General features: G+C 67.9%; 13 protein-coding genes. 3 read left to right on the top strand and 10 right to left on the bottom strand.

The window, feature by feature from the left end; all coding sequences use genetic code 11:
* Positions 1–2: 2 nt before the first annotated feature.
* The 7 genes from BACI71_RS08450 to BACI71_RS08420 form a co-directional block, all read right to left on the bottom strand.
* Positions 3–767: a HesA/MoeB/ThiF family protein gene (locus tag BACI71_RS08450; RefSeq protein WP_159757530.1), complete on the bottom strand. Its 765-nt coding sequence runs from the start codon at positions 765–767 to the stop codon at positions 3–5.
* Positions 764–1,126: a hypothetical protein gene (locus BACI71_RS08445; RefSeq protein ID WP_159757527.1), complete on the bottom strand. Its 363-nt coding sequence runs from the start codon at positions 1,124–1,126 to the stop codon at positions 764–766. Before BACI71_RS08445 ends, BACI71_RS08450 begins: the two co-directional genes overlap by 4 nt.
* Positions 1,123–1,572, bottom strand: a complete 450-nt coding sequence (gene dut / locus BACI71_RS08440) for a dUTP diphosphatase (protein WP_159757524.1) — start codon at positions 1,570–1,572, stop codon at positions 1,123–1,125. Before dut ends, BACI71_RS08445 begins: the two co-directional genes overlap by 4 nt.
* On the bottom strand, positions 1,562–2,740 hold the full coding sequence (gene coaBC, locus BACI71_RS08435; RefSeq protein ID WP_159757521.1) for a bifunctional phosphopantothenoylcysteine decarboxylase/phosphopantothenate--cysteine ligase CoaBC: 1,179 nt from the start codon (positions 2,738–2,740) through the stop codon (positions 1,562–1,564). Before coaBC ends, dut begins: the two co-directional genes overlap by 11 nt.
* Complete coding sequence (locus tag BACI71_RS08430; protein ID WP_159757517.1) at positions 2,737–3,690, bottom strand: hypothetical protein; 954 nt, start codon at positions 3,688–3,690, stop codon at positions 2,737–2,739. Before BACI71_RS08430 ends, coaBC begins: the two co-directional genes overlap by 4 nt.
* A gap of 86 nt (positions 3,691–3,776) precedes the next feature.
* Positions 3,777–5,315: a 2-polyprenylphenol 6-hydroxylase gene (ubiB, locus tag BACI71_RS08425; protein WP_159757514.1), complete on the bottom strand. Its 1,539-nt coding sequence runs from the start codon at positions 5,313–5,315 to the stop codon at positions 3,777–3,779.
* Positions 5,312–6,043, bottom strand: a complete 732-nt coding sequence (locus tag BACI71_RS08420; RefSeq protein WP_159757511.1) for a class I SAM-dependent methyltransferase — start codon at positions 6,041–6,043, stop codon at positions 5,312–5,314. The genes ubiB and BACI71_RS08420 overlap by 4 nt, the downstream gene beginning before the upstream one ends.
* 46 nt (positions 6,044–6,089) lie before the next feature.
* Here BACI71_RS08420 and mutM point away from each other — a divergent pair, with 46 nt between their 5' ends.
* The 3 genes from mutM to dnaA all read left to right on the top strand — a co-directional run bounded on the left by mutM (position 6,090) and on the right by dnaA (position 9,095).
* Positions 6,090–6,905, top strand: coding sequence for a bifunctional DNA-formamidopyrimidine glycosylase/DNA-(apurinic or apyrimidinic site) lyase (mutM, locus tag BACI71_RS08415; protein WP_159757508.1), 816 nt, complete (start codon positions 6,090–6,092; stop codon positions 6,903–6,905).
* A gap of 96 nt (positions 6,906–7,001) precedes the next feature.
* The gene (rpsT, locus tag BACI71_RS08410) at positions 7,002–7,265 is read left to right on the top strand and encodes a 30S ribosomal protein S20 (protein ID WP_028965918.1); all 264 of its coding nucleotides are present in this window, start codon (positions 7,002–7,004) and stop codon (positions 7,263–7,265) included.
* A 429-nt stretch (positions 7,266–7,694) separates the two neighbouring features.
* Positions 7,695–9,095 carry a chromosomal replication initiator protein DnaA gene (dnaA, locus tag BACI71_RS08405; protein ID WP_159757505.1) on the top strand — a complete coding sequence of 467 codons (1,401 nt, stop codon included), beginning with the start codon at positions 7,695–7,697 and terminating at the stop codon, positions 9,093–9,095.
* Between the two features lie 65 nt (positions 9,096–9,160).
* Here the strand turns inward: dnaA and BACI71_RS08400 are convergent, their stop codons facing one another.
* From BACI71_RS08400 to murJ, 3 genes are all read right to left on the bottom strand, one after another.
* Positions 9,161–9,457, bottom strand: a complete 297-nt coding sequence (locus tag BACI71_RS08400; protein WP_159757502.1) for a PspC domain-containing protein — start codon at positions 9,455–9,457, stop codon at positions 9,161–9,163.
* 149 nt (positions 9,458–9,606) lie between these two features.
* Complete coding sequence (gene trpS / locus BACI71_RS08395; RefSeq protein WP_159761016.1) at positions 9,607–10,614, bottom strand: tryptophan--tRNA ligase; 1,008 nt, start codon at positions 10,612–10,614, stop codon at positions 9,607–9,609.
* 8 nt (positions 10,615–10,622) lie between these two features.
* Positions 10,623–12,209, bottom strand: coding sequence for a murein biosynthesis integral membrane protein MurJ (gene murJ / locus BACI71_RS08390; protein ID WP_159757499.1), 1,587 nt, complete (start codon positions 12,207–12,209; stop codon positions 10,623–10,625).
* Between the last annotated feature and the right edge of the window lie 25 nt (positions 12,210–12,234).

Genomic DNA, 12,234 nt, shown 5'->3' with positions numbered 1-12,234 from the left:
CGTTACCCGCGTGTCGCGCCACACGCGCGGCACGCGGGATCGGGCGGCAGCGCCAGCGTGCGGAAGCGCAGCGAGAGGAAGTCGAGCAGCATCAGCCGACCGGCGCTGTCGTCGCCGAACGGCGCGATCTGCCGTATCGCCTCCAGCGCGGCCATACTGCCGACGATCCCGGTCACCGGGCCGAGCACGCCTTCCTCCGCACAGGTCAACGCATCGCGCGCGGGCGCATCACCGACGAAGCAGCGGTAGCAGGGCTTGTCCGCCTCCCAGCCGCGGTAGACGCCAAGCTGCCCCTCGAACCGCCCAACCGCCGCCGACACGAGCGGGATGCGATGGGCGAGCGCGGCATCGGCGACGAGCAGGCGCGTCTCGAAATTGTCGCAGCCGTCGACGATCACCGACGGTGCATCTTCCAGCAGCGCTCCGACGTTTTCGCGCCCGACGCGCGTGATGACCGCGTGTACGGCGACGTGCGGGTTGAGCCGGGTTACCACCTCCGCCGCGACGTCAGCCTTTTGCCGCCCGACATCGGCTGTCGCGAAGCTGGTCTGGCGCTGCAGATTGCTCAGTTCGACCCGGTCGTCATCGACGATCGTCAGTCGGCCAACCCCGGCCGCCGCCAGATACTGGATCACCGGCGATCCGATCCCGCCCGCGCCGATCACCAGTACATGCGCCCGCGAAAGGCGTAGCTGCCCGCTCCCGCCGATTTCCTGCAACACGATGTGCCGCGCATAGCGGCCGAGTTCGTCTGCGCCGAGCGTCACGGCGGCGTCAGCGCGACGGTGGTGACATACCAGGTGTCGGCAGCGATCGGGCGGGTCTTGTCACGCGCGGCGCGTAGCACGATCCCGGCGGCGAATTGCTCGACCGACGGGCAGCCGATCGCGCGCGGCACGATTCGTCGCACCTGCCCGCTCTGTGTCACGAGCACGGCAAGATCGAGCGTCCGCTGGTCGGGGGGCAGCACGCACCGCTCCGAGGCCGCCTCGCGCCGGACGAAGTCGGTGAGCTGTGCAGGTGCCGCGGCGGCGAGTCCGAGCTGCAAGCGTGGCAGCGGCGACCATTCGACCGGCGGGCTGAGCGACATCGCCTGTCCGAGCAGCAGGAGCGCGGCGAGGATCATCGCCCCGTGGATCCGAACCCGCCGCTCCCGCGATCCGTCTCCTTGAGCGCCTCCACCTCCACCATCGCGGCCAGCGTGACCGCAGCGGGAACGAGCTGCGCGATCCGTTCGCCTCGTCGCACCTCGAAGGGCTCAGCGCCGAGGTTGGCAAGGATCACCTTGATCTCGCCACGGTAATCGGCGTCGATCGTCCCCGGCGTGTTGAGGCAGGTGAGGCCATGCTTCAGCGCCAGCCCGGATCGTGGCCGCACCTGCACCTCGAACCCTTCCGGAATCGCGATGGCAAAGCCGGTCGCAACCGCAGCTCGCGCACCAGGGGCGAGCGTCATATCCTCCGCGGCGACCACATCCATCCCTGCGGCCCCTGAGGTGGCATAGGCCGGCAGCGGCAAGCCCGCGCCATGCGGCAAACGGCGCAGCGCAATCCTGATCGGTTCAGAGCGCATCGGCAATCCTGTCGGCAAGTCGTTCAGCTACGGCAATTTTCGGCAGCCGCTCCCAGCTTTCGATGCCGGTGGCGGTAACGAGATGGACGGTATTGGCATCGCCCCCCATCACGTCGCCGGAGACGTCGTTGGCGACGATCCAGTCGGCACCCTTGCGCCGCCGCTTGGCCTGCGCGTGATCGAGCACCTGTTCGGTCTCGGCCGCAAATCCGATCAGCAATCGCGGCCGACGCGGATCATGCGCCAGCGAAGCGAGAATGTCCACGTTGCGGGCGAGCTGTAGCGGGGCAGGGGTGTCCTCCCCCTTTTTGAGTTTCTGCGCGGCAACGCTGACGGCGCGCCAGTCGGCGACCGCCGCGACCATCACGGCCGCGTCTGCGGGTAGCGCCGCGTTGACCGCGGCGGCCATTTCGTTTGCCGTTTCAACATCATGCCGGCTGACATTCGCAGGTGTGGGCAGGTCGACAGGACCGGCGATCAACGTCACGCGCGCACCCCGCCGCGCCAGCGCGGCGGCGATTGCAAAGCCCTGCTTTCCCGACGAGCGGTTGGCGATGTAGCGTACCGGATCGATCGGCTCGTGCGTCGGCCCGGCGGTGACGACCACATGCCGTCCCTCAAGCGATCGCGCAGAGGGGGCGAGCGCCGCCGCGATCCTCGCCACGATTGCGGGGATCTCGGGCAGGCGACCGGGACCAAATTCGCCGCACGCCATCGCACCCTCGTCGGGCGTCATCACCGTCACGCCATCGGCACGGAGTTGCGCGACGTTGCGTTGAGTCGCCGGGTGCAGCCACATGCGGACGTTCATCGCCGGCGCGACCAGCACCGGCTTGTCGGTGGCGAGTAGCAGCGTCGTCGCAAGATCGTTGGCCAGACCGCCGGCCATCCGCGCGGTCAGATCAGCCGTCGCCGGGCACACCACCACCAGATCAGCCTCGCGACTCAATCGTATGTGGCCCATCTCGGCTTCGTCCTTCAGGTCCCACAAGGTGGTGTGAACCTTGTTTTCGCTAAGCGCCGCCAAGGTCATCGCAGTGACGAAATGCGCACCCCCCTCGGTCAGGACGCAGCGCACGTCATATCCTGCGGCGCGCAAGGCGCGGATCAGCTCGCAGGCCTTGTAGGCGGCGATCCCGCCACCGACGATCAACAGGATCCGGCTCATCGCGTCACTCTCGTCACCGTTATCCGCCGTCGCGCGCGCACGCTGTGCCCGAGCGATGTGACCGCGGCCGGTACGAACGCCAGCCCCGGCGCGATCAGCGCCACCGCGAGCGACGCCGAACGCATGCCCAGCACGCCGTCGAGGGCGACGCCCGCGACGGTCAGGGCGAGCACGCGCGGCCCGAGCGGATCGGCGACAATGGCCCAGCCAAAAGCGGCGAGCACCAGCAGCGGCGCCGCGAGCGAAGCCGGCACATCCGGAAAGGCGGCGCCGATCAAGCGTGCAAGCGCGCCGTCCGGGATCAACGCTGCCGCCGGAACGGGGGTCGATCCGAGCGCTTGAAGATGCAGGACAAAGGCGAGCGTCGCGATCAGGAATCCACCAAGCCATAACAGCGGCTCGCGCCGGTCGCCGTCGAGCAGCGCCAGCGTGCCCATCACGGCGAGCGTCACCAGCCCTGCGGGGTCGATCAGCGCCGCCGCAGATGCCACTGCCACCGCCGCCAGCACGCGCTCGCGTGCACGGGCGACCAGAGCGATCGCGGAGAGCAAGGCAGCCGCCGCCGCATGGGGCGCCGCCAGCCACAGAGCGGCAATCGCGACGATCCCGAACGCAAGCAGGCTGACGACCAGCAGCGCTCCCGCGCTTCGGCCCAACAATCCACCAAGTCGCAAGCCGCCGATCCATAGCAGCACCGTCAGCCCCGCCGCCACCAGCGCGGTCAGCCCCCACGCCGGCAGCGCGGCCGCCACCACGGCCAGCGTCGACGGGAACGCCCGCGCCGCGCGCGCGTCGGGTTCGGTGCGGAGCAGGTCGCGCGCCGCGTCATAATAGTCGCCGCCATGCCGCAGCGTTGCGACGAGCGCGTCGTGCAGGAACTCGGGCGGCGTGGTCGCGGCGGGGATCAGCCACGCCGCGCCGAGCACCGCGATCAATAACCCGGCCAGCATCGCACGCGCCGGTCTGCAGCCGACTCCGCTCAGGCGGTCGGAGCCGACCAGCCAGCGGACGGCCGGTCCGGGTCGCCCCGGCGCGGCTACCATCCGCCCGCCAGCATCATGCCCGCAACGCCCGCCAGCACGCCGAGCGCGCCGACCAGCGCATAGCGCCACCCGCCACCGACGCGTACGCGTTCGATCTCGCGCAGCGGCGGGCGCGGCGGGGCGCCGCCCGGGGCGGGGAAACGCGCCTCGATCCGCCGCACCAGTTCGGGCAGCCGCGCGAGCGTCCGCACATCGGCTACCAGCCGGTCGGCGATCGCCGCCTCGGGCCCCAGTTCGGTGCGGATCCAGTCCTCGACCAGCGGCGCGGCGGTCACCCACAGGTTGATGTCGGGATCGAGCCCGGTGGCGACCCCCTCGACCATCACCATGGTCTTTTGCAGCAGCAGCAGATGGGGCTGCGTCACCATGTCGAAGTCGCGCGTGATCCCGAACAGCCCGTCGAGCATCATCCCGATCGACATGTCCTTGACCGGCAATCCGCGCATTGGTTCGCCAACCGCGCGCAACGCCGTCGCGAATTCCTCCACGCTGTGATGCGCGGGGACATATTGCGCCTCGAAATGGATCTCCGCGACGCGGCGGTAATTGCCGGTAATGAGCCCGTACAGGATCTCGGCGAGCCAGACGCGCGCGCGCCGGTCGATCCGCCCCATGATCCCGAAGTCGATCGCGGCCACGCAATTGCCGGGCAGCGCGAACAGATTCCCCTGGTGCATGTCGGCGTGGAAGAAGCCGTCGGCGATCGCCTGCCGCAGGAAGGCGTGCACCAGCACGCGCGCCAGTTCGGGCAGGTCATAGCCCGCCGCGACCAGCGCCTTGCGATCCGACAACTTGATGCCGTCGATCCACTCGATCGTCAGCACCTTGCCAGTGGTGCGCGCCCAGTCGACCGCGGGTACGAAGAAGTTCGGCTCCGAGGTCATCGTCTCGGCCAGTTCCGACGCCGACGCCGCCTCGCGGGTGAAGTTCAGCTCGCGCGCGGTCCAGCGCTTGAACGTCTCGATGACCAGTCGCGGCTGCAGCCGAGCGATCTCGCCGCCCATTGGCTCGATCTGCGCCGCGGCCCATTCATAGGTCTCGATCGCGCGCGCGAAATCTTCCTCGACGCCGGGGCGCAGCACCTTGACCGCCACGCGCCGCCCATCGGTGGTGATCGCGCGGTGGACCTGTGCGATCGAGGCCGCGCCGACCGGCACTTCCTCGATCTCGGTGAACAATGAGTCCAGCGGACGTCCGAAGCTGCCGCGCATTGTCTGCGCGATCGTCGCGTACGGCACCGGTGGCACCGCATCCTGCAACCGTAACAGATCGTCGGCGGCCGCCTCGCCGACGAGGTCGGGGCGTGTGGCCAGTGTCTGGCCGAACTTGATCGCCGCTGGCCCCAGCGCCTCGAACGCGTCGGCATAGCGCGGTACCTCGGGCACGCGCGCGCCCAGCCGCGCGAGGCGCAACAGCCCGCGCAGCCGCGGCGGCGTGTTGAGGTCGCGCTCCAGGCCACGCAGCGCGCCGTGGCGCGCCAGCGTCCGGCCCCATTTCAGGAGCCGCCAGGTGTGGACTAGTGAGGAGGTCAAATCTTCCAGCCGCTGTGGATCGCGACCAGCCCACCCATGATCGGCTCGACCTTCGTCTGGACGAAGCCGGCCTCACCGACCATCCGCTCGAACGTCGGCATGTCCGGGAAGCGCCGGATCGACTCGATCAGGTAGCGATAGCTGTCGGCATCGTTCGCCAGCAATTGCCCAAGCTTCGGCACCATGCGATGCGAATAGGCATCATAGACCTCGGCGAACCCCGGCCAGACGTTGGTCGAGAATTCTAGGCAGAAGAAACGTCCGCCCCGCTGCAGCACGCGATGCGCCTCGCGAAGTGCCTTGGGGATGTCGGTGACGTTCCGGATCCCGAACGCGATCGTATAGGCGTCGAAGAAACGATCCGGGAAGGTAAGGGTCTCGGCATTGGCCTCGGTCCACACCAAGCCGTCGATCCCGCGCTGCTGCGCACGACCAATCCCGACGTCGAGCATTTCCGGATTGATGTCCGCGACGGTCACCGACGCGCCGCTCGCGGCGAGGCGGAAGGCGATGTCGCCCGTACCGCCGGCCATGTCGAGGATCTGCTCAGCCTTGCGCGGCTTCACGCGCCGCACGAAGCGATCCTTCCACAGCCGGTGCATGCCGCCGGACATGGCATCGTTCATCAGGTCGTAGCGGCTGGCGACATTGGAGAAGACCCCGCGTACGCGCGCGGTCTTTTCGGTCGGGGTGACGTCTTCGTAGCCGAAGGAGACGGTTTCGCTCATGGCGCTCGCTCTAGCCGCCATGAAAGCGAGCGGCTAGAGGGCAGACATGCCGGAATTGCCAGAGGTTGAAACCACCGTGCGGGGCCTGCGCCCGGTGCTGGAGGGGCAGGTGCTGACCCGCGTCGAGCCGCGCCGCGACAATCTGCGCCGCGCCTTCCCGGCCGACCTGCGCCAGCGGCTGACCGGCGCGCGCGTCACCGGGCTGCGGCGGCGCGCCAAATACGGGGTGATCGACACCGACCGCGCCGACTCGCTGATCTTCCATCTCGGCATGTCGGGGCGGTGGCGCGTCGATCCGACCGAGTTGCTCGCGCACGATCATCTCCTCCTGTCGACGGACGCGGGACGCACGTTGGCGCTCAACGATCCGCGACGCTTCGGATCGGTCGACCTTATGCCGAGCAGCGAAGTTGCGAGCTTTCCGGCATTCCGGCTGCTCGGCCCGGAGCCACTCGGTGACGAGTTTACTCCCGGGCATCTGCGGCTCGCACTGGCCGGTCGGCGGTTGTCGATCAAGCTGGCGTTGCTTGACCAGCGGATCGTCGCCGGGCTCGGCAACATCTACGTTTGCGAGGCGCTCTACGACGCCCGCATCGATCCTCATACGCCCGCCGGATCGCTCGACGCGCCCGCGCTGGCGCGGCTGGTGCCTGCGGTGCAGTTGGTACTGGAGGCGGCGATCGCCGCGGGCGGCTCGTCACTTCGCGATTACGCACGGCCCGATGGCGAGCTGGGTTATTTCTCGAAGCAGTTTGCGGTCTATGGCCGGACGGGCGAGCCATGCGCCTGTGGCGGAACGGTAGAGCGTTATGCCGAGGGCGGACGCTCGACCTTCTGGTGTCCACGCTGCCAGCGGAGTTGACGCTGGCGCAGCGCCGGGGTATGGGCCGCGCCTTACGAGGGTGCAGGGTTATCCCAGCGCCTTTTTCCATCGATTCGTAACTTTCAGAGGACGTTCATGGCGAACACGCCGCAAGCCAAGAAGCGCATCCGCCGCAACCAGCGCCGGGCCGAAATCAACGGTGCCCGGGTCGGTCGTATCCGTACCTTCGTGAAGAAGGTCGAGGCCGCGTTGGCAGCGGGTGACAAGACCGCGGCGACCACTGCACTGGCGGCGGCGCAGCCGGAGATGCAGCGCGGCGTGGCCAAGGGTGTGCTTCACCGCAACACCGCGTCGCGCAAGTTCTCGCGTCTGACGAAGCGGGTTGCCGCGCTGGCCTGACGCCTGCGACACCTCGCGAAAAAGGACGCCCGTCGGGATCACCCGGCGGGCGTTTTTGCGTGTGCGTCAGTCGGCTTCGGGAACAAATAGGCACCCGTCCAAAAGGCTCGGAATCCTCGCGATTCGCGCTCAGACTTTATCGGATGGTTCGCGAATTACGCTGTAATAACAACGGCTTGCGAGAAATATGACGCATTTGTGCCGTTGAAGACGAGTCAATCCGGTTTATTTCGGAATCGTACCCGTTCGCGGGGTTGATCGACTCACCCGCCTGTTCCTAATCCTTGCGAACCGCGCCGCCGTCCGTGCTGCGCGGAACAGGAACAATGTTCGGATGCCAACGCGCTAGGGGCCGCGGGCGGGGGGACGTTTGACTTTTTGAACCAAGGCGCCGCGAACCCTGCGTTTGCGGCGACGGGAGAATTATGCGTGACGCAAGTGGCTGAGCTGGACGACGGGGTGAGCGAACTGGCACGGGCCTGGGCCCGGGTCCGCGCCAACCTGCGCCGCTCGGCCGGAGCGCGCGTATTCGACCAATGGCTCGCACCGGTCACGCTGGCCTCGGAGGACGATACGGTCGATGTGCGGCTGACGCTGCCCACGGCGTTCGCCACCAACTGGGTGAAGAGCCACTACGCCGATCGCTTGCTGCATGAATTCCGCGCCGTCCTGCCCGGTGTGCGCAGCGTCGCGATCGACACGGCTACGCGTGCTGGCGGGCCGGTGGTGCTCACCGCGCCGGTGCCGGCCGCCCCGGTCGCTCCGGTGCCGCTCGCGGCGCCGGTCATCAGCGCCGCCGTGAGCGAGCGACCGTCGCTCGACCCGCGGCTGACCTTCGAGCGGTTCGTCGTCGACGCCTCGAACATGGTGGCGCTCAACGCCGCGCAGGCACTCGCCGCACCGGGCGTGGTGCGGTTCAGCCCGTTGTTCATCCACGGTGGCACCGGGCAGGGGAAGACGCACCTGATGAACGCCATTGCGCATCGCTTCCTCGCGGATCATCCGCAGGCACGCGTCATGCTGATGTCGGCCGAGCGCTTCATGTTCGAGTTCGTCGCGGCGATGCGCGCGCGCGATACCTTCGCGTTCAAGGCGAAGCTGCGCAGTTGCGACCTGCTGCTGATCGACGATCTCCAGTTCATCGCCGGCAAGGACGTGACTCAGGACGAGTTCTTCCACACCGTCAACGAGATCATGGCGGCCGGCAAGCGGCTGGTGATCGCCGCCGATCGCGCGCCGCAGGCGCTCGACGGCATCGAGCCGCGCATCCTTGGACGGCTCGGATCGGGGCTGGTCGTCGACATCCGCCCGTCGTCGCTCGAACTCCGCCGCACGATCCTCACACGCCGCGTCGCCGAGATGCCCGACGTCCGCGTGCCGGAGGCGGTGCTCGACCTGCTGGCCGAGCGCATCTCCTCGAGCATTCGCGAGCTGGAAGGCGCGCTGACCCGCGTCACTGCCTATGCGATGCTGACCGGGCAGACGATCGACCTCGAGTTCGCCACGCAGACGCTCGGCGACATGCTGCGCGGGCATCAGCGTCGCGTGACGATCGACCAGATCCAGAAGCTGGTATGCGACCATTTCGAGCTGAAGCCGCTCGACCTGCTCTCGGCGCGTCGTGCGCGCGCCGTAGCGCGGCCGCGGCAGATCGCCATGTATCTCGCCAAGCGGCTCACCACCCGCTCGCTGCCCGAGATCGGCCGCAAGTTCGGCGGGCGTGACCACTCGACGGTGATCCACGCGGTCCGCCGCATCGAGGCGCTGCGCGACAGCGACCGCGAGGTAGATCAGGCGGTGCACATGCTGCTGGGCCAGCTCGGCGCCTGACCCGATCGTTCCCGGCTTGGCCCGGAATGCCTCCGCCTAGTCTAGCTGGCTCGGCAGGTCCACGATCAGGCCGCCTGCCGATATTCCGCTTCCGCCGTCTCGATCGCCGCTGCGGCCACCGGAAACCTGGTCGCTGCCGCGCCAGTACGGTTCGGGAACAGCAGCCGGCTGGCCAGCACCAGCACACCGAGCGCGACATAGGCAATCAGCACCTTCTCGAGCGAGAAGAGCAACGCCATCGCAAAACCAAGCCGCAGCCAGAGCGGGTTGAATCCGAAATCCTCGCCGAGCGCAGCGCAGACGCCGAACAGATTGTCGCGCGGGGCGGCGGGGATGGTGGTGGTGGTGTAGGTGTCGGTCATGTCTCGCTCCGTTGTTGCGAGACACTCAGCAAGTCCGATGCCAAACGCGACGACCACGCGTTTCTGCGGCATTCGCGTGGTTTGCCCAACGCGAACAGGCAGAATCTACCGAAAGTTGGCGCGCGGCATGGTGCCGCACGCCATTCGGCTCAGATCAACAGCCCCATCGCCTCCTGCGCGCGGCGCAGTGTCGGTTCCGCCAGCGCTGCGGCACGCTCGGCGCCGTTGCGCAGAATCGCATTGATCGCGCCGCGATCGTTCAGCAGCCGCAACATTTCGTCGCGGATCGGCCCGAGCTTCGCCACTGCCAGATCGGCGAGATCGGGCTTGAACTGCCCGAAGCCCTTGCCGGCATAGTCCGCCAATACCGCATCGGGCGTGCGATCGGCGAGCGCCGCGAAGATCGTTAGCAGGTTGCGCGCTTCCGGCCGGCCTTCAAGCTCGGCGATCGTCGCGGGCAGAAGGTCGGGATCGGTCTTGGCCTTGCGGAACTTGTCGGCGATCACCTCGTCGCTGTCGACCAGCTTCACCACCGACTGCTCGGACGGGTTCGACTTCGACATCTTCGCGCCGGCATCACGCAGCGACATGATTCGGGGTGCGGCCTTGCTGATCAACGGCTCGGGCAGCGTGAACAGCTCGACACCGAAGTCGGTGTTGAACTTGGTCGCGATGTCACGGGTCAGCTCCAGATGCTGCTTCTGATCCTCACCAACCGGTACGTGGGTCGAATGGTAGAGCAGCACGTCGGCGGCCATCAACACCGGATAGTCGTAGAGCCCGACGGAGGCGCCCTCGCGGTTCTTCCCCGCCTTGTCCTTGAACTGCGTCATGCGGTTAAGCCAGCCGACCCGCGCGACATTGTTGAGCAGCCACGCCAGCTCGGCATGCGCCGGCACGCGCGCCTGGTTGAACACGATCGAGCGCGCCGGGTCGATTCCGGCCGCGATCAGCGTCGCGGTCATCTCGACGGTGTTCGCGGTCATCTCGGCGGGCGCGATGAACTCGGTCAGGCCGTGCAGGTCGGCGATAAAATACATCGTCTCGCCGCCCGACGCCTGGATGTCGTCCTGCATCGTGACCCATTGCTTCACCGCGCCGAGATAATTGCCGAGGTGAAGGTTGCCGGTCGGCTTGATGCCGGAAAGGACGCGCATGTTGGTCATCAGGTAGAAGCTCTGCGACGAAGGAGGGATTTCAGATCGGTGAGGCGGTACGCGCCCGTCACGACGCACGCCAGCGCATAGATGGCGACGCCCGCGCCGACGAGGACAATCAGGGCGGTGGCGCGGACCACCAGCGCGCCGGTCAGATAGGGATCGACATGGGGTGCCACGAGCAGCAGCGCCGCGCCCATCAACAAGGCCGCCAGCGCCAGCCGCGGCACCTTGCGCCTCACCTGCGGATCGAGCGCGAAATGCCCGCGCCGTGCCAGCACCACATAGAGCGACACGACGTTGACGGTCGAGGCGAGCGCAGTGGCCAGCGGCGGGCCGATCTGCCCGATGTTCCAGTGCGCCAGCGTCGGGATCAGGATCAGATTGCCGACGAGGTTGATCGCGACCGAATAAAGCGCCAACCGCACCGGCGTCTTCGTGTCGGCGCGCGCGTAGAAGCCGGGGGTGAGCACCTTTACCAGCACATAGCTCGGCAGCCCCAGCGAGAAGGCGGCGAGCGCCCGTGCCGCGCGCACCGTATCGCCGCCATCGAACGCGCCATGCTGGAACAGCCCGCGCACGATCGGCTCGGCCGAGAAGACGAAGGCAGCGGTGGCGGGCAGGGTGAGGAACAGCGCGAGTTCGAGCCCGCGGTTCTGTGTCTCCATCGCCTCCGCTTCGCGACCCTGCGACAGCAATCGCGACACGACCGGCAACAGGATCGTACCGAGCCCGATGCCGATCAGGCCGAGCGGCAACTGGTTGAGCCGGTCGGCATAATAGATCGCCGAGATCGACCCCGCCGACAGCAGCCCGCCGGCCAGCGCCGTCGAGATCGCGAGATTGATCTGCGCCGCCCCCGCACCGGTCGCGGCGGGGACGATCAGCTTGAGCATCTGCTTGACGTCATCGTCAATGCGCGGCCGGCGCAGCTTGAGGCTTACGCCCGCGTGTCGGCACGCCCACCATAGCCATGCCAGCTGCAGCGCGCCGCCGACCGTCACCGAGATCGCCTGCGCCCGCGCGGTCGCATAGGGGTCGCCGCCGTGAAAGAAGATCAGCGCGCCCACCATCGCGATGTTGAGCAGGATCGGCGCCGCGGCATTGACCCAGAAGCGGTGGAGTGAGTTGAGGATGCCGCCGAGCAGCGACACCAGCGAGATCAGCAGCAGATACGGGATGGTGAAGCGCGACAACGTCACCGCAAAGGCGAATTGCTCTGTCGTCGGATGCTGGCGGTCGAACCCGCCGGACAGCGCCCAGGTCAACGGCCATGCCGCCGCGAGCATCAGCGCGGTCATCACCAGCAGCACCGGGAACAGCAGTGCGAGCGCGCGCTCGGCGAAGTCGACCCCCGCCGCGGTCCTGCCGCCCTCCGCGACCTTGCGGTTGAAGAGCGGGATGAACGCGGCGGAGAAGGCGCCCTCCGCGAACAGCGCGCGGAACATGTTCGGAAGCCGGAAGGCGACGAAGAACGCGTCCGACGCGAAGCTCGCGCCGACATAGCTGGCCTGCAACGTGTCGCGCACCAGCGCCAGTACGCGGCTGACCAGCGTCAGCCCACCGATCGATCCGAGAGCGCGGGCGAGGTTCATGCGTCGTTCCTCACCCGCTCGTCTG

It is taken from the genome of Sphingomonas sp. 8AM, assembly GCF_902506455.1.
GTDB lineage: Bacteria > Pseudomonadota > Alphaproteobacteria > Sphingomonadales > Sphingomonadaceae > Sphingomonas.
This window is presented reverse-complemented; position numbering and strand designations above follow the sequence as displayed.